This is a genomic window from Photobacterium swingsii, assembly GCF_024346715.1.
Lineage (GTDB): Bacteria > Pseudomonadota > Gammaproteobacteria > Enterobacterales > Vibrionaceae > Photobacterium > Photobacterium swingsii.
Window position 1 is genome coordinate 1762705 of record NZ_AP024852.1, and the last position, 17309, is coordinate 1780013.

Below are 17309 nucleotides of genomic sequence, written 5' to 3' on the forward strand. Positions count from 1 at the left end.
TGCGTGATCATTCTTTCATGTTTCATTTTCACCTGTTGGATAGGGTAATGCTTTGGTTCTTATCTTTAACGTATAGATGAAGAGATCAGAGCTATTGTTGTTTTTCTCTTTCTTTTCTTCGCTCAGTTCCATAAGATCATACCTTCTATACTCATCAAATAGTTACGGATTTATGCCTGCTCAGTTTATGAATTTTATTCCCGTTGGTGTCAGATATATGCTGGTATCTGCATTGGCTTTTGCACTTATGTCTAGCTGCGTAAAGTTGGTTAGCACGTATGGCATACCTGTTTTTGAAATTGTGGCAGCGAGGGCGATTGTCTCTCTGCTCATCAGTTACGTGGATGTGAAGCGAAAGGGCATATCAATCTGGGGGAACAACAAGCAACTATTGGTTGCACGTGGTGTAGCGGGTTCACTTGCGCTGGTTTGCGTATATTACGCTGTGGCGACATTGCCTTTAGCTGAAGCGACAATTCTTCAATATATGCATCCTGTATTTACGGCCATTTTAGCACTGGTGTTTCTGCGTGAAAGAGTGCAAGCCTCGACAGCTATTTGTATTGCATGTTGTATTGTAGGATTAGGGTTAATTGTTAGCCCTAGCTTGTCTGTTGAAAGTGCTGCTGCATTACCTATGTTTAGCGTGGTTGTTGCATTGTTGGGCGCGCTGGGTAGCGCAGTAGCCTATGTAATTGTAAAGCGATTGAGTAAAACAGAAGATAGTTCAGTGATCATTTTCTATTTCCCGCTGATTGCTTTGCCATTTTCTCTCTTTTTGTTAGGAGATGATTTTGTGATGCCGAATACAGAAGCGTTATTCTTGTTGTTATTTGTGGGTATTTTTACTCAGATAGGACAAATCGGGCTGACTAAATCCATGCAAACTGTGGCGGCTGGTAAAGCAACGGCATACTCTTATGTGCAGGTGGTCTTTTCGATCATGCTGGGTGTCTTCTTGTTTAATGAGATACCATCGGGGTGGACATTGGCTGGTGGGGCATTAATTATTATTGGTGCTTTAATCAATGTTTTTGGCAGCATAAAGGGAAGTGCATACAAGCCAAAGCAAGCTAGCTAAGACTGTTTTGCTGCACGCATTTCTATGGAAGCGTGAAGTGCTGATAAAGAGGCCGAACAGGCCTCTTTGTATATAGAATGAAGAATCAGACTTTGATAAGTTAGAAGTTAAGTAATGCTTCTAATAATGTCTCTTTTGATCCAAACCATAGCATTAATGATTCTTCATTATTCTGCACTTTAATATATGCAGATATTATATTACGACCCACGTACTCATCGAGAAACGATAAGGTGTTAGCCACAGTATAAAATGATGTGCCGTCTTCACAGCTAATCATAATATTGCACTCTAAAAATTCCATATATACCTACAAAACTTATTGTGTATTATCTTTTTTTGGGGGAAAGTGAAAACACAAATATGTAAGTATTTGCTTGTATTACCATAAGTTAATTCATCTTCCATTGATGTTTGAACTGCTATTAAATATGCAACTTGTTTTTAATTTTGTTATCTCTAACACATCCTCCTTACTTGTCTTTAAAATATGAAATGGCATTCATTTTAATCCAGTGTAAATTCGAAATTGTTTTACTTAAATTAATCTAAACCTCTCCTAGAGAGTAATTTATTATAATGTGTAAACTTGATGAATGTTTTATCATCTGAATATATATTAAGGGTTATAATGTGTCTGTCTCATAAAGAACACTTCTTGTGTGTTGATGGCCACAAATAATAAATTCTTTTGATTCTATAACCATTTGATATCCAAACTGTAAGAGCACTGAATTCCATTAGCTATAAGCGGTATGGTGACATTAATATGCTATTGACAGTGTGTTCCTATTAGTGGTGAGAATGATGAAGTAGTAATGGTGAAACAATAAAAGGAGGTAATCGTTGATTGTGCATGGAGATAGCATCAAATGGCCTTGTGATTTACCAGCGTTATTTAAAGAAAAATTACTAGAAACAGCGATTTATAAACAAGGTGCCACGAGTCTCCAGTTTACAGATAGGTATGCTTATATCCCAGGCTTGTTTTATATACTTCAAGGTAGCGTTGGGATGTGTTTCTCAACACTTGATATGAAAAGTGTTGTTGGGGGAGTGGTAGGGCAAGGTGATTGGCTTGGTGCTTACTCTATTGAAAGAGAGCAGAAGTACTTCGGTATTACAGAAGAAATAGAAACGCTAAGCATGCTTTTGTTTCCAAGAGATAAAATATTGCAACTCGCGCAAGAAGATCCGTTGGTTTACAAATTTTTATTCTTTGCGGGACAACAAACTCAATCGATATGGATGCAGGCGTTGCTATCGTCTATCCATACTCGAGAACAAAAACTGGTTTATACATTGTTGGAGCTGCGTGCGAGGTATTCGTCTGTCACTGGTGCAGTTGATTGTCTTAATGTTACGCAGTATCAACTGAGTACAATTACAGGAATATCACGACCACGCCTAAACGAAACCCTCAAACAAATTGAAGCCAAAGGCTTTATAAGCCTTCAACGCAATAAAATCTTTATTGTTAATTGCAGAGGGCTTTGCCAAATTATCGCATCGATGAATTTGATGATGAGAGACCCTCGGCAAAAGACACGGCTTAGCTTAGGTGCTTTAATTTAGTTTAATACTGAAAGCACTTTTATGTACGAAAGGCTCCATTACAGAGCCTTTTTAATCATGAATCTCATTTATTTTGAGCTGGTGCTATAGCATCATCACCTGCGCAACCAATAACAGTGAACCAAAACCAAGTAAGAAAATCACTATGGGTAATACGAACTTAATCCACTTGTTAAAGGGAATATCAAGCATCTGTAAAGTCACTAACACCAAGCCTGTAGGGGCAAGAAATAGCATTGCGTATTGTCCCCAGTTGTAAGCTGATACCACAATGTCACGTGGGATCATTACCGTATCAGCCAGTGGAGCCATAATTGGCATAGCCAAGACAGCTAAGCCTGACGAAGACGGTACAACCAGACCCAGTAGGAAGAAAATAAACATCTGCGATACTGCAAACACGCTGCCATGCATGCCTGTGACTAACTCAGACGCCCATGCCAAGATAGTGTCAGACACCATGCCTTGTTCAAGGATGATATTAACCCCGCGGGCCATGCCAATTATCAGCGACACCGCCACCAATTCAGAGGCACCTTGCGTAAATGCTTCGACCGCTTCTTTTTCTTTCAGGCCAGAAATGAAGATAATAATAATGGCAATCGTTAAGAACGAGGCTGCCATTTGACCAAACCACCAACCTTGCGTCGATACGCCCCAAATCATCATCGGAAATGCAATGGCAAATAAGCCTAAAATAACTTTACGACGTAGTGTGAATGGTACTTTCTCATTCAGATCTTTGCCTTTCAAGAAACGTTCGCTAAAAGCTTGACGGTCTTCATAGGTGTAAGAGAATGAAGGATCCGCTTTGATCTTCTTGCAGTACCAGTATAAGTAGCCGATCACTGTGATAATACCGACAACCAAGCCAAAGGTACGCACGCCAATTCCTTCGGTAAAGGAGATGCCAGCGGCATTAGAAGCAATGACCACACTGAATGGGTTAATGGTCGAGAAAGCCGTACCAATGGAAGCAGCCAAGAAAATCGCACCGACACAGACGATAGAGTCAAAACCTAGCGTTAAGAAAATGGGTACAAGGATAGGGTAGAAAGCGACGGCTTCTTCTTCGAGTCCGCACGAGGTGCCACCCAGCGCCATCACGATACAAACAATGGCCACAAACAGGAATTCTCGCCCCTTTGTTTTCTCCGACAGCCTAACTAATCCTGCATTAAAAGCCCCCGTTTTGTTTATTACGCCAATCATGCCGCCTAAGATCAAGATGAAGACAATAATGTCAGCACCTTCAACCGTACCTTCCACCATCGCAATGGCAATATCGCTAAAACCTTTAGGGGATTGCACCAGTTGCTCATAGGTATCAGGAATCGCAATCGGTTTGCGAATGGTACCGTTAATAAATTGGTCGATGCCAATATTGATATTGAGTTTTTCTAGCTCAGCTTGCGTTGCTGGCACTGTGGTCACTTCGCCCATGGGGCTAGAGACATGAAGTGCGTTTTGACTGGTGTCGTATGAGAGTTTGGAATAAGAGCCCGCAGGAACAAGCCAAGTTAAACCGATCGCAAATAGAGTAATAATAAATAAAATGGTGAAGGCGGTTGGGAACTGAAATGTTTTGCCTTTTTCTTTGGTAAGCAGCATAAGAATGTCCTCTAAGCCGTATTATTAGACAGGAAAGTTAGTCAATCCATGCATATACGGTAATGTGTTACCAAATGTAATAACGTCGATTTGATCACGAAGTTAAGACTGTCTTTTTTGAATAAAACTGATCTTAGAAGTGCGTGAATAACCAAAGTTAATATCTTGTAAATTCATAGTGTTAAAACGAGATTTGTTTTCCAATTATCAAATGGTATGATGTTCTGTATGTGGGGTTGGGAAGATAAATAAAGTAGGTTGCGAGTGGATTTTGAAAGTTTTGTCAACAAGCTTGAACAATTTGGTTTTCGTAACGATGGTATCAATAAGGACTTTGAATATCGTTATGAAAAAAATAATAAGATAGGCGATAACTTCTATCAATCAACAGAGCCTTTGTTGGCTTGTGTAAGTAAATTGGATGACATTGCTTTCTCTACGGATGGTGATATTTACAAGCTGAAGTTTTATTTTGACAGGGTGAAGGAAACACCTCGTACTGGAACGTTTATTTTCAGCTTAAATCTTCAAGATAGAGGTGAATATCTTTCATTTTCACAAGCAAAAGATTTAAAACTTACCTTTCCATTTCAAGCGGTACTCAGCGATGGAAATCACCCGATTGTTACACTTAATAATAGTGAGCGCTGCCGGGTTAACTTTTTAGAGCCTAAAAAAGCGTCAGGCTTAGCAATTATCCCTAATCAAGGCATTTCACAATACTGGCAAGCATGTTTGCTTGAACTTGGTATTTCTTTTAGTGATACAAGCCCTCAATTTTGGCAACGTTGCGATCAAACCTCTCAACCAGCAGATCAAGCTTTTTTATTTGGTATTGCACGACAGGTTTCGCAAATCCTTCGATACTATAATGCGCAGGCATATTCTAATCAGGATAACCAACTTCTTTATCAAGCAGGCAATGCCACTATAGGTGGTATAAAGTTTGGGGTTGCTGGTTTGAGCTTTGAATTTAATTTATCGCAAGCGAATAGTAAGCAAATAAGCTTTTACCAAGATATTAAAAGCGTTTTGAGTGTACTTAAGCTGCCTTTTACGCAAGAAGGTAATTGGTTAAAAATCATCATCGATAGTCGCACTTTCACCAAAGCGACGACATTGGTTAGTCAGTGGTATCAAACGATTACACCTGTTTCGCCGAGCCAACACGCGGGAGACGAAATGAAAGCATTCAATCAAAACGGTATAGCTATGACGCATTCACCTCTTAACCAAATTCTATTCGGGCCGCCAGGCACAGGTAAAACCTTTCATACAACAGAAGCTGCAGTCAAAGCGGCTGACCCTGCGTTTTATGGCCAACTTAATATTAATCCCGCAGTGGGAGCGGACACAGAACAGCGCCAAGCCTTAACAAAAAAATATAAAGCCTTGTCGGAAGCTGGACGTATTCGCTTTGTAACCTTTCATCAGAGCTATGGCTACGAAGAGTTTGTCGAAGGCTTGAAAGCTGAAACCACAGAAGATAATCAGATTAGCTATAAAGTGAGTGACGGTATTTTTAAATCCATTGCTAATGCGGCTTCGGTGTCGGAGTTATCTCCTAGTGTCGATCGCGGTGACAGTACCCCTTTACCTGCACAAAGCCATGTTGAACAGCATAATCATGTATTGGTTATTGATGAGATCAACCGCGGTAATATATCTAAAATCTTTGGTGAACTCATTACGCTAATTGAAGAATCGAAACGTGCAGGCAATAACGAAGAGATCGCGTTAACCTTACCGTATTCAGGTAAAACGTTTTCCGTTCCTAATAATCTTTACATCATAGGTACGATGAATACGGCTGATCGCTCGCTTGCTATGATGGATACCGCACTGCGTCGCCGTTTCGATTTCAAAGAGATGATGCCAAAACCTGAACTGTTCAATAACAGAACAGTGAAGGGCATCGATCTCACGCGCTTATTAGAAACACTCAATAAACGTATCGAAGTTTTATATGATCGTGAGCATATGCTGGGTCATGCCTTTCTTTTTCCTGTGTTCAACGAGGCGGATGAAGACAACGCCTTTATTAAGCTGAAAGATGCATTCAAGAACAAAATTATTCCATTACTGGAAGAATACTTCTACGAAGATTGGAATAAGATCCGGCTTGTACTTGGCGACAATCAAAAAGAACAGAGTGCTGGGCGCGATTACACCTTCATCCAAGCTCATAGCGATTCTTTCGATGCACTGTTTGGCCATAATCACGGTTTAGAAACGTATGAAGACAGTAAAGTCACTTACAAGTTGAAGGACTTTGACGATGCGGTTTGGAGTCAGCCTGAAGCCTATGTAGCGATATACTCTAAGAGTGAGTAAGCCATGGTGAAGCCACAGAAAGCGCTTACGGTATTTGAATTTGATTTTGTCGCTAAGGCGATAAAAGCGGGATCCGATACCAGCCATCCTAATGTTCATAAAGTGACGGCGAAAAGTTACGATTACTTGAAGCAGATTTGTTTAGGCGATAAAAGTGATCGTAAGTTATTTAAGCTGCGCAGTATTGATGGGATGGAAGTCTTGCAAGTGCAAAACTATGCCGGTGTCATATTCACGCCAGACAAGACGCAAATTGAAGTACTGCCTAAAATTGGACGGTATTTGGATGCTGGCGAACAGGGTATTCAGCAGGCGCGCCAATCTTTAATCACTATGCTTAGAGCATTGAAGGGCTTTGAGCATGTACAAACTGCGAGTGCGAATATTGCAGCGGAAAAGATGCCTTTGCTTGAAGTGTTCATTACGCAATTTCTGCAATCGGTGAATTACCTTGTTAAGCGGGGACTACGCAGTGATTATGCGCGCCGAGAAGACAATTTAACCTTCCTGAAAGGTAAGCTGAATATAGGCAAGCAACTGCGTCATAATTTAGTGGATAAGCATAAGCTGTATTGTGAGTACGATGAGTTTTTACTGGATCGCCCTGCAAATCGGCTATTGCATGCGGCATTAAATAAAGTGAAAACGCTCACGCGAAGCGCCTCTAATCAGAAGCTACTGCAAGAACTTGTGCTTGTTTTTCATGACATCCCCAAAAGTCAGGATCACCAAACGGACTTTAATAAGTTAAAGCTGGATAGGAGTATGGGCCACTACCAGGTGCCTATACAGTGGTGTCAGCTGATATTGAATGGTTACTCGCCGCAAAGTATGAAAGGGGCAACTCATGCGGCATCTTTGTTATTCCCGATGGAGAAAGTGTTTGAAGACTACGTGGCGAAAACACTAAAGGATCAGCTTGCCAATAACGGGTCGGGCTTACAGTTAGAAACACAGGCGACAGGTAAGCATTTAGCGGTTTATCAAGGGAAAGGTAAGTTCAGTCTCCGCCCAGATTTGATGATTAAACAGGGTGGACGCAATAGAGTCGTACTTGATACGAAATGGAAGCTGCTCGATAGTGATGTCTATAACGCTAATATTTCTCAGTCTGATATTTACCAGATGTTTGCTTATGCGAAAAAATACTTAAGCCAAGGCGGTGATCTTCAACAAGACAGAGAACTTCAACAAGGTAAAGATGTCGTGTTGATCTATCCCATGCAGCCTCATTTTCAACAAGCATTGCCAGATCGTTTTGATTTGGATGATGGTCATCGACTCTGGGTTGTGCCGTTCGACATCGTGTCGAAGAAAAGCCAATGCCATTGGGCGGATGCACTACGGCACAGTGATGAAGGTGAGATATTTAATCTGTTAGTTGCCAGTGCTCAATTATAAACTCTGAACATACAAAGCGAGGGGGATGGCGTCTCGCTTTGTCTTCTTTATTCTGATTATCTTGGGGTAGTTTTACCAAAGCTGTTTGCCTAGAACAGGTACTATTCTACACCTCAACACGTCGCCCTGTTGGTAAGTGCTCTAGTTTATCGCCAAGCACTTCTTTAAGTAGCCCGAATGCTTTCATGCCGGTGCAATGCCCAGTGTAGAGTTTGTCTATAGGGTAGGCGAGTAGCTGGCGTCCAATGTTTCGAATATCTTCTTTTGAACCACCAATACTATTGAATACAGGCAAACCCACTAAATGAAAACCACCTATAACGGCTTTAATACGGGTATTAGGAAAGCATGTGACCGCTGTATCAACCATGTTTAGCACCCCATTGTGTGCACACCCAGTAAAGACAACCAATCCATCATCCTCTTTAACCACCATCATGAGTTCATGATCAAAATTATCGAGCTGGCAGCCGTGCTCTGATTCGGTGTACAGGTATTGATTCCCCTTTGGCTGAGGGTACTGTTGATTGATATTCGTGAGCAAAAATATATTCGGCAGTATTTCTGTGTCGTCTTGAATCAACTCAAGCTGGGTATTCTTTTTTCCGGGTAAGTCTTTGTCGGATAGGCCTTTATCGAATAACATTGTGTCGAGCAAGCCTTTGTCGATGCCAACATTACTGCTAAAGCCGAAGGTTTTAAAACGATAATCTTGGCTTTTACACGATCTAAAATAAACTGGTGCAGTTGTATTACGATCTATGAAGTGGCTGACACCGTTGCAGTGATCGTGATGGCGATGAGAGATAGCCACAGCATCGATATCTTGAATGCGAATGTTCAGTTTGGCGGCATTATCGCAAAAAGTCTGACCGCTGCCCGCATCAAATAAGATCTGTTTACCCATAGTCTTAAGGTGGATTGCTAACCCACGCTCAACGCCTAAGTCAGGTCTATCTTCTAAGCGGGAATTGTCGACTAATGCTGTAACTATCATAACGTCCTTCTACTATTTAGAGTTAGCTGATTGAGGTTTATCGCTAGAGTGTGTCTCTTTGCCGCTATTCCTCCACCACAGAATGGGCGTTAGCATGATTAAAGCGGTAGCAACAGTGATAACTTGAGTAAAATCAGGGGATAAATCTGAACCTAAGGTTATCAGAGTACTACTTATGGTACTACCAAGCCCAACAGAAAAGTGTTGAACTGCGCCTTGAAGACCAATCATTTTTACTCGGTCATTCACAGTCAGAGAGCTGATGAGTTCAGTGGTAATGATCAAGGTTCTGGCCGAGCTTGCAATAACAAATACGATGAAGGTTATCGCAGCATAAACAACCTCTAAAGTGCTAAAACCAAGATGAATGGCAACCAACATGGCGATAGACAGTAAGGTAATCACATGGCTAATGGAACGGTTTTGCAAAGAGACTCTGGCATAAGCCTGAATCGCTAGAAAAGAGCCAATTCCGCTAACGGTATAGCACCAGCTAAGCAGTGAGTCTGGAATATTGAGTGTGGTAATTAACATCACAGGGTATTGCGTCGAAACAATGAAAGTGCTCACCACAGCGCTAGTGATAATAAGTAGAGCAAAGCGCAAAGCCTTGTGAGTCGCTGGTGGCTCGGACGTTGAAAGTGCAGGCGCTAGTGAGGCTGTGGATTCTGCTCCTGCTGAATCCTGGTAATGGTGGTAAAGCGAAAATAAGATTAAAAGGCAGATAAACCCACCACCAAGCAGCTGAAAACCTAGCTGCCAGTTTGTTGCTGATGTTGCGGATAAAAGCAGAGGTACGCCGAGCGCCAGTGCCAAAGGGAATGCACTAAGCAGGACGGCGGTGTTTTTCCTCTTACTCTGCTTACTCGTCGCTAAGAGCATAAAGTTCAAGTTTATAACAGCCAACGCACCGCCAAATACCCCAGTAATAGCACGAGCTAACAGTATTAAGCCGAAGTCATTTAAGACTGGTGTGAGCAGCGTTGTGAGTGTTATTCCGACTAATAAGGCAATCAGTCGTATTAACTCCTTATGTGCACTTTTTGCCCCCTTGACTCTTAAGCATATTGCCGCTGCTGCGAGCGCATAGGCTGAAGTCAGGTAGCCCGCTTGAGCACTGGATGTTCCTGTGTCTAATGCGATTGATGCACTAAACGGAACAATGATCAGCATATCGACAGCAATTAAAAAGTGTAGTGAAAAACAGCAAAGAATGAGGCTTATATCACTCACTTTCAGTCTGTTAAGTAGTATTTTCATGGTTGCTTCTTATCAAGAGAAAGCAACAATTGTAGGCGTTAATTTTGTGGGATAAAGTCACCTAAATAGGTTTGATAATCCTAAAAAATGGGATAGTTATGATTGACCAAATCGATCAGCAGTGGCTGAGAAGCTTTCACTGCGTGTATGAAAATAACAGTTTTAAACAAGCTGCAGAGTACCTTGGTATGCCAACTTCCAATGTTAGCCGCCACGTTGCACTACTTGAAGAGCAACTAAATGTACGCTTGCTAAATCGAACAACACGTCGTGTCACACCAACAGAGTTTGGTGAGCAACTCTATGGCTCAACCATTAACTTGATGGGTGCCTTGAATGATGCATTTAAGGAAATCAGTTATCACGCTCAAGCGGTATCTGGGCAGCTTAAAGTCCTAATGCCGGATATTCCTATGCTTGCCGATGCGGCTGTCTCATTTTGTCTCCAATACCCAGAAATCTCCTTCTTGTGTGAAACAAGCCTGAGCCCAAAAGAAGATTTACTTGATGGCTATGATTTGGTTGTAACCTTCAACCGAGGGAAGTTAGCGGACAGCGGCTGGATAGCAAAAGAGATTATGCGCTACCCAAGTGTCGTTGTCGCAGCCCCGAGTGTTATTGAGCGCTACGGGCGGCCGCACAAGCTTGCAGAGTTAAGTCAATTACCCTGCATTACCAGCCTAACAGCATTAAATGGTGTTCCTTGGGTATTTAAAGACAACACAGGCCAACATCTTCATCAGCATGTTAAGTCATCATTTAAGGTCAACAGTGGCACCATGGCAAGATCTGCGGCTTTGGCTGGGATTGGTTTTTCAATCTTACCGCAGTGGTCATGTGCTGCTGAAATCAGTGCGGGTTTACTGAAAAAAGTTGAACTAGAAGCACAACCGGAAGACTTGGTGTTATATGCGTTTCATGCAGGGCGTAAACATTTGGCGACTAAGATCTCTTTGTTCGTTGAGTGCTTACAACAAGCACTGAATAACGGTTGATTATTACTGTGCTGTAATAATGTTTGTCATTTCGATGGGATTATCACAGTCTGAATTTGCACTTACACTTGCCGCCATCAATTAAGTCTGTGAGCGCGAAGTTATGAAACAAACATTCAACCTATTTCGACATGTCAGCTGGATCGCAATCATTTGTTCTATGCTGGCTTCATCTCTGCTGTTTGTGATGGGGGCGGCGAAAACCTATTCGGCTTTTGCTGTTTTCGCCCTTAGCAAAACACCACCGGCAAGCTTAGCGCACTTAGACACCGCTGATATTGCCATTTCATATTTGATTAAATCGCTTGATACTTTCCTTGTCGCTTTAGTGTTATTCATTTTTGCTCATGGTGTTTACACGCTGTTTATCGCTAACAAAGAGGACGAAAACAAACAAATTAAAGTCCTTCGTTGGATAAAAACACCGAACATCGGCCACCTAAAAAACATATTGGCTGAAGCGATTATTGTGATTTTATTTGTGAAGTTTTTGGAGTTAGTCTTAATCAACTTCGATAGCATTAGTTGGGATATTTTAGTGCTGCCAACATCGATATTGTTACTTAGCGTAGGTTTGAAATATTTAGGGCTAGGGCAGGTCGAAAATCATAAAAATGCACATAAAGATAACTAGAATAAGGAAGAATCAGCTCAATATGATGGGGCCGTCATATTGAGCGTGATGTAAGATTCTCTGTTTACTTAATGCTAGCATTCGCCTTAAAAGAAGATTGCTGTGCTGCCTTATTGGGCTTTACAGCCGTTAAAATGTATCGGCGAGTAAGTCGATTAATTCACCCTCTGTTGTTGGCATTTTAGCAAGCTCAATAACAGACGAGGCACCGCCTTTGAGCATGTAAGCCTTGGTTGTGCAGTGATCGTGGTGGAACCATTTACCGTTAACACAAACATCCGTGTAGCATCGCGAGTCTTGTTTTAATGTCATATTTTTAACCTCTGTTGATTGTTAACGCATTATTAACATGCCTCAAGGTTACTCATTATTAAAATGATGTAGATCAATACAGATAATGTTTACCACTATTGTGTTATGGGATTTGGTGGTTAGTGTGATCTAAATGTTGCTCTATGACTGGGTTGTAATCACTGCTTCTTATCGAATATTGAGTTAACAGCGGAACTTTAGTGAACGGACTAATAGGACAATAAGGTTACTTTTTTTCATACCACATAGCAGCTAAGTCTTCGAAAGAGCACTTGAATACTCATTCAGGTGCTCTTTTTTTGTTTGAGCTACAGAACTCAATTTACAGAATGGTGTTTTGTTTAATTTTTAAATATGTATAATATGCGTCACATTATGTCGCATCAATAATGATAATAATCATAACAACAACGACATAGCGTTATTTTGCATTGTGATAAGAGTGATTGAACAGTATGGCGAAAAGAGCAAGCACTCAAGAATCGGTAGCCTTGGCGTTTGAATTACTGAAGCGCATTCCACGCTCACGGAAGGTAACGGCCAGTGAACTGCGCGATCAATTAGAGAGTGTCGGGATCGTTAGAGACATTCGATCGATACAACGTAACTTAGAAACATTGTGCGAGCATTTTAATATCACTCGCGATGAACGTAGTAAGCCTTATGGCTATTCATGGAATAAGTGTGGGGAAGGGTTAGCACTGCCGAACTTGAGTTCTCATGAAGCTTTGCTATTGAGCATGGCAGAAGACTACTTAGCGAACTTGTTACCAGCAAATGTCATGTCATCGTTAGACGGCTTTTTTGCTGAAGCAAGACATAAGCTCAATCCTAGTTGCGATAACAGCAAAGACAGAAACTGGTTGAAAAAGGTAAGGGTTGTTAGTGAAACCCAGCCATTATTGCCTCCAAAGCTGGATGATGGTGTTTTTAAAGCTGTGAGTGAAGGCTTGTACAACGATAGGTTATTGAACCTGGAATACCATAATGCGCGTCAGCAAACACGCACTGCGCTTGTGATGCCGCTGGGACTGGCGCAGCAAGGTTGCCGAATGTATTTAGTTTGTCGATTTGATGGTTACGACAATGAACGCGCTTTGGCTTTGCATCGAATCAGTAAGGCTGTGGTTTCTTCATTTGGTTTTGAACGCCCTAAAGACTTTCAATTGAGCCAGTATGATGCTGATGGACGGTTTGGCTTTGGGGAAGGAGATAAATGTAAAGTGACATTTAATATCACTAAACAAGCGGGGTTTCATTTATTAGAAACGCCATTGTCACACGATCAAATAATAGAAGAAAACGAGCAGGATTATTTTATTACCGCAACAGTCATTGATTCACTCAGGTTGAAAATGTGGGTGAGAGGCTTTGGTGATGATATTTGGAATGTAAGTTACGAGAAATAAAAAGCACTTTATTTTAGTTTCAACAACATGAATAGAATGCCATTTACTGGCGAACTTTATTCGTGGCAGCGATTCCTAATATCTGAAATAACTAAATTTTATTACTCTTTATATTAAGAGTGATTTTTCAGAAATATCAATAATTAGAGAGTAAGGACATAGTATGGCATTACCATTCATTTTGGCTGGAGCTGCAGTTGCGGCCGCAGGTTTTGGTGCAAAGAAAGGGTATGACGGTTATCAAGATAAATCATTAGCGAATGATATTTTGGAATCAGCGAAAAGCGATTACGAAAATGATAAAAAGTTATTCGACAAAGCAAATGAACGCACAACGAAAAGCCTTACTCAGTTGGGTGAACTGCAACTGAAAGTAGGCGAAGACTTTAAAGCGTTTCGTACTATTGCAGATAAGTTACTTGAAAAACTGAACCAATCGGGCTCGAAAGATATCAACATTGATTTCCCTCAGCACAAGCTAGATAAAATTGATGGTTTGGCATTATCGACAACGGCTTACTTGGGTAAAGTTGCAGGGGCTGGTATTGGTGGTGCAGCCGCGGCTTACGCTGTTTACGGCGGTGTCATGGCATTGGCTGCTGCGTCTACTGGTACGCCAATTGCTGCACTTTCTGGTGCCGCGGCCTATAACGCAACGATGGCTGCGATTGGTGGTGGTTCACTGGCTGCTGGCGGCTTTGGTATGGCAGGTGGTGCTATGGTATTGGGTGGCGTTGTTGCTGCACCAATTATGGCAATTGCGGGTTGGGCATTTGCTGCACATGCAGAAGAAGCACTAAGTGATGCTCGCAAAACGCGTGATGAAGTTGATGATGCTATCTCAAAAATGACCAAAGGCCGTAGCCAATTAAATAAGACACGTGGTTATGTTGTTCAAATTAAAACCGAAACACAGCGTATCTATGAAGAATTCCAAAAATACTTTGATAGCTTAAAAGCGATGGATCATCTGATAAAAACGGGTGCGAACATTGACGCCTTTGGTGATGATCTTATTCAAATCATTCAGAATGGCTATCAAGTGGCTGCCATTTTAACCGATATTATTACTACGCCATTATTTAAGCCGAAGTGTGATAGCGCGGGTAAAGTGATTATTAAAGATAATGTTGTTCAAATCGAAACAGACAAAGATGGTATGCAGGTTATTAACGATGCTGCTATTGATGAAACATTAGCGAAAGCGAAATTTGAATCAAAACAATTTGATTAACAACCAATGAAAGGTGGCGGATAAGGCCACCTTTATTGTCTCTTGGAGTATGCGATTCATGTCTGTAACATCTGCCTCTGCACGTACTGATTTTCACTTAATGGAAGAACTGAATAAAACGGTAGTTCAAAGTTTAGTGAGTTCGTTTGGTCTGGATTTTTTATTGTTTGAAGATAAAAAAGGTGGCGAAGTTGCCACTATCCATAACGTGCGTAAGCATCAGAATGGTGAAACAGATATTCATCTTTCTGAACAAGTAAAACAGGAATATCAAAATAAAGGTGATTATAAACCTGCTAAGTTAGATGCTGACGGTAAGCCGGTATTCAACAGTAAAGGTAAAGCAGTAAAGGTTGATCGTTACCATTCTGATGCCGACTACAAAAGCCGTGGCGCAGTGGATAAACAACTGCATCAAGAAGGGCAGTTGTACGATGCATATCGCGACCAAAACATGGCATACAACGAGAATCGCCAGCTTGATCACATCATTTCGTCGCATGAGGTGCACAACGATGCAGGTCGCGTACTGGCTGGGCTTGATGGCGTTGAACTTGCCAACCAAAGTTCGAATTTTCAATCAACCCATTCGTACATTAACAACCTTAAGTCTGCTCACTCGATGGATGCGTTCTTAGGTGATGTGTTACCACGTACCATAGAAACGAAAAAAGCCAACATAGCGCAAAATCGCGAGAAACTGGCAGCCATGCCGACGACGACACCTCAACAACGCCATGAAAAGCGTAAAATTGAAGCTAAGATCACGAAAGATCGAGAACATATCGAGGTGCTAGAAAGTCTTGATCACGACAAAATGCGCGAAGCCGATCAACAAGCACGTCAGCAGTACGATGGTCAGATCAATGCCACGTATTACAGTAGCAGCAAGTTTTTCAAAAGTACTGCAGTCGAGTCTGCAAAATCAGGCTTTAAAATGGGGATGCGCCAAGCACTCGGCATGATCATGGCTGAAGTTTGGTTTGAGCTAAAAGAACACATTCCATCACTGTACAAAGATGCACAGGGCAACTTTACCTTGGAGCGTTTTCTTGACCGCTTAAAGAAAATGGCGGTCGATATTTGGACGCGAATTAAAGCACGTTTTAAAGATATTTTGACCGAGTTCAAAGACGGCGCTATTGGTGGTGTACTCTCTAGCTTGACTACCACTGTCATGAATATATTTTTCACGACTCAAAAGTTGATTGGTAAGTTGATCCGAGAAATGTGGACCAGCTTAGTGTCAGCGGCAAAAATGGTGTTCTTTAACCCAAGTAAGCTATCTGCTGGCGATTTAGCGCGTGAAGTGACCCGTATTTTATCAACGGGTGTCGCAGTCGCTATGGGGGTTATTTTGAACCAACACCTAGCAACTGTCATGACATTCCCTTTTGGCTCTGAGCTTGCATCATTCATTAGCGCTATTGCCACTGGACTGATGACATTAGGGGTGACTTACTTTTTGGATCACAGTGAGATGATGCAAAAGGTCTGGAACTTCCTTAATCAATTTAAAAGCGAAGCGCGCCGTACATTAGAATACTTCCAAAAAGTGAATGCCGAGCTAGATCGCTATTTGGTTGAGTTAGCGGCCCTTGAGTTTAATTTAGACCCACAAGAAATGGCGCAATTTACCGATAGTTTAGTCGCCGTTAATTGTGAGTATGAGAAAGGCTTGATCCTTACGCAGGAAATCAAAATGCGTGATATTGAATTACCGTTTGAAGCGGGTAACTTAGATAGCACGCGCAGTTGGTTGAAAAGCTTATGCTAACCGAAAAGCTAAAACCATTTCCGTGTAACGGGTGTGGGAAGTGCTGTGCGAACGTTCACCTGTCAGAAATAACGCTGCCACTAAGTCGAGGTGATGGCATATGCCGTCACCTTGATACCGCGACGAGGCGTTGTAAAATTTATGATAACAGGCCAGAGATTTGCCAAGTAGAACGGCAATATCGAGAAAACTATGCAGAGCAGTTTTCTTGGGATGAGTTTATCGCGATTAATCTAGAAATCTGCGAAAACCTACCTGATAGAATCGCAGCAAATAGCCTAGATCTAGCCAGTGGGATAAGCGATCAACTACTTAAAGATGAAGAGATAAATGCTAGATAAAATTGAATCGGCGTTGGATAAGTTTAATGCTTCAGCGGCTGAGGCGAAAACTGTCGTTGAAAGTTCGAAAAATCTGACACTAGAGGCGAAAGAGTTAGCGCCAATGCTCGACTTGGTTGATGAACGTATTCAAAAAGCCGCCGTAAATCTAAAAAAAGAAGTGCTAGCAACGATCGACCAAGCACATGCTAAACACAAGCAGGAAATGGAAGCACGATTTACAATAGAGCGAAGCCATCAAAAAAAGATGTTATTGCTTAACGTGGGTATCGCGACCATGGCTGTTATTACATTCATCTTTCAGCGTATTCTTAGCTAGTTTAACTAAACAAAGGAACCTCAATAACC

The 17309-nt window shown here is 41.6% G+C and carries 15 protein-coding genes; 11 read left to right on the forward strand and 4 right to left on the reverse strand.

Translation table 11 applies throughout. The annotated features are described in order from the left end of the window. Positions 1-172 precede the first annotated feature (172 nt). Positions 173-1081 (forward strand): DMT family transporter, encoded by a 909-nt coding sequence (locus tag OCU77_RS08255; RefSeq protein WP_107302848.1) that lies wholly within the window; start codon positions 173-175, stop codon positions 1079-1081. Between the two features lie 846 nt (positions 1082-1927). Then, entirely contained in the window at positions 1928-2656 is a 729-nt protein-coding gene (locus tag OCU77_RS08260; protein WP_048898248.1) for a Crp/Fnr family transcriptional regulator, read from the forward strand. Between the two features lie 84 nt (positions 2657-2740). On the opposite strand, the gene OCU77_RS08265 is transcribed toward OCU77_RS08260, so the two are convergent. Beyond that, positions 2741-4267, reverse strand: a complete 1527-nt coding sequence (locus OCU77_RS08265; RefSeq protein WP_107302849.1) for a YfcC family protein — start codon at positions 4265-4267, stop codon at positions 2741-2743. Positions 4268-4531: 264 nt separating this feature from the next. On the opposite strand from OCU77_RS08265, the gene OCU77_RS08270 reads away from it, so the two are divergent. Together OCU77_RS08270 and OCU77_RS08275 are read left to right on the forward strand one after the other, a co-directional pair. Next, entirely contained in the window at positions 4532-6601 is a 2070-nt protein-coding gene (locus tag OCU77_RS08270) for an McrB family protein (protein ID WP_053111786.1), read from the forward strand. A 3-nt stretch (positions 6602-6604) separates the two neighbouring features. Then, positions 6605-8002 (forward strand): McrC family protein, encoded by a 1398-nt coding sequence (locus OCU77_RS08275; protein ID WP_239685915.1) that lies wholly within the window; start codon positions 6605-6607, stop codon positions 8000-8002. A gap of 106 nt (positions 8003-8108) precedes the next feature. Here the strand turns inward: OCU77_RS08275 and OCU77_RS08280 are convergent, their stop codons facing one another. Continuing rightward, positions 8109-8999: an MBL fold metallo-hydrolase gene (locus tag OCU77_RS08280; protein ID WP_048898249.1), complete on the reverse strand. Its 891-nt coding sequence runs from the start codon at positions 8997-8999 to the stop codon at positions 8109-8111. A gap of 12 nt (positions 9000-9011) precedes the next feature. Beyond that, positions 9012-10259, reverse strand: coding sequence for an MFS transporter (locus tag OCU77_RS08285; protein ID WP_048898250.1), 1248 nt, complete (start codon positions 10257-10259; stop codon positions 9012-9014). Between the two features lie 98 nt (positions 10260-10357). On the opposite strand from OCU77_RS08285, the gene OCU77_RS08290 reads away from it, so the two are divergent. Then, entirely contained in the window at positions 10358-11254 is an 897-nt protein-coding gene (locus OCU77_RS08290) for a LysR family transcriptional regulator (protein WP_048898251.1), read from the forward strand. Positions 11255-11357: 103 nt separating this feature from the next. Beyond that, a complete protein-coding gene (locus OCU77_RS08295) occupies positions 11358-11888 on the forward strand; it encodes a YqhA family protein (protein ID WP_048898252.1) in 531 nt (176 codons plus the stop codon). A 129-nt stretch (positions 11889-12017) separates the two neighbouring features. Here the strand turns inward: OCU77_RS08295 and OCU77_RS08300 are convergent, their stop codons facing one another. Then, a complete protein-coding gene (locus OCU77_RS08300; protein WP_048898253.1) occupies positions 12018-12200 on the reverse strand; it encodes a hypothetical protein in 183 nt (60 codons plus the stop codon). 455 nt (positions 12201-12655) lie between these two features. Between OCU77_RS08300 and OCU77_RS08305 the strand changes: the two genes are divergently transcribed. From OCU77_RS08305 to OCU77_RS08325, 5 genes are all read left to right on the forward strand, one after another. Continuing rightward, positions 12656-13609: a helix-turn-helix transcriptional regulator gene (locus OCU77_RS08305; RefSeq protein ID WP_048898254.1), complete on the forward strand. Its 954-nt coding sequence runs from the start codon at positions 12656-12658 to the stop codon at positions 13607-13609. A gap of 163 nt (positions 13610-13772) precedes the next feature. Beyond that, positions 13773-14843 carry a hypothetical protein gene (locus tag OCU77_RS08310; RefSeq protein WP_048898255.1) on the forward strand — a complete coding sequence of 357 codons (1071 nt, stop codon included), beginning with the start codon at positions 13773-13775 and terminating at the stop codon, positions 14841-14843. A 58-nt stretch (positions 14844-14901) separates the two neighbouring features. Continuing rightward, positions 14902-16620, forward strand: coding sequence for a hypothetical protein (locus tag OCU77_RS08315; protein WP_048898256.1), 1719 nt, complete (start codon positions 14902-14904; stop codon positions 16618-16620). After that, positions 16614-16961 (forward strand): YkgJ family cysteine cluster protein, encoded by a 348-nt coding sequence (locus OCU77_RS08320; protein WP_107302850.1) that lies wholly within the window; start codon positions 16614-16616, stop codon positions 16959-16961. Before OCU77_RS08315 ends, OCU77_RS08320 begins: the two co-directional genes overlap by 7 nt. Beyond that, complete coding sequence (locus tag OCU77_RS08325) at positions 16951-17280, forward strand: hypothetical protein (protein ID WP_048898257.1); 330 nt, start codon at positions 16951-16953, stop codon at positions 17278-17280. Before OCU77_RS08320 ends, OCU77_RS08325 begins: the two co-directional genes overlap by 11 nt. Positions 17281-17309 lie beyond the last annotated feature (29 nt).

Coding starts and splice junctions, on each gene's coding strand:
- OCU77_RS08275 (WP_239685915.1), top strand. CDS start 6,605: ATGGTGAAGCCACAGAAAGCGCTTACGGTATTTGAATTTGATTTTGTC.
- OCU77_RS08295 (WP_048898252.1), top strand. CDS start 11,358: ATGAAACAAACATTCAACCTATTTCGACATGTCAGCTGGATCGCAATC.
- OCU77_RS08255 (WP_107302848.1), top strand. CDS start 173: ATGCCTGCTCAGTTTATGAATTTTATTCCCGTTGGTGTCAGATATATG.
- OCU77_RS08300 (WP_048898253.1), bottom strand. CDS start 12,200: ATGACATTAAAACAAGACTCGCGATGCTACACGGATGTTTGTGTTAAC.
- OCU77_RS08310 (WP_048898255.1), top strand. CDS start 13,773: ATGGCATTACCATTCATTTTGGCTGGAGCTGCAGTTGCGGCCGCAGGT.
- OCU77_RS08265 (WP_107302849.1), bottom strand. CDS start 4,267: ATGCTGCTTACCAAAGAAAAAGGCAAAACATTTCAGTTCCCAACCGCC.
- OCU77_RS08315 (WP_048898256.1), top strand. CDS start 14,902: ATGTCTGTAACATCTGCCTCTGCACGTACTGATTTTCACTTAATGGAA.
- OCU77_RS08285 (WP_048898250.1), bottom strand. CDS start 10,259: ATGAAAATACTACTTAACAGACTGAAAGTGAGTGATATAAGCCTCATT.
- OCU77_RS08280 (WP_048898249.1), bottom strand. CDS start 8,999: ATGATAGTTACAGCATTAGTCGACAATTCCCGCTTAGAAGATAGACCT.
- OCU77_RS08305 (WP_048898254.1), top strand. CDS start 12,656: ATGGCGAAAAGAGCAAGCACTCAAGAATCGGTAGCCTTGGCGTTTGAA.
- OCU77_RS08325 (WP_048898257.1), top strand. CDS start 16,951: ATGCTAGATAAAATTGAATCGGCGTTGGATAAGTTTAATGCTTCAGCG.
- OCU77_RS08320 (WP_107302850.1), top strand. CDS start 16,614: ATGCTAACCGAAAAGCTAAAACCATTTCCGTGTAACGGGTGTGGGAAG.
- OCU77_RS08290 (WP_048898251.1), top strand. CDS start 10,358: ATGATTGACCAAATCGATCAGCAGTGGCTGAGAAGCTTTCACTGCGTG.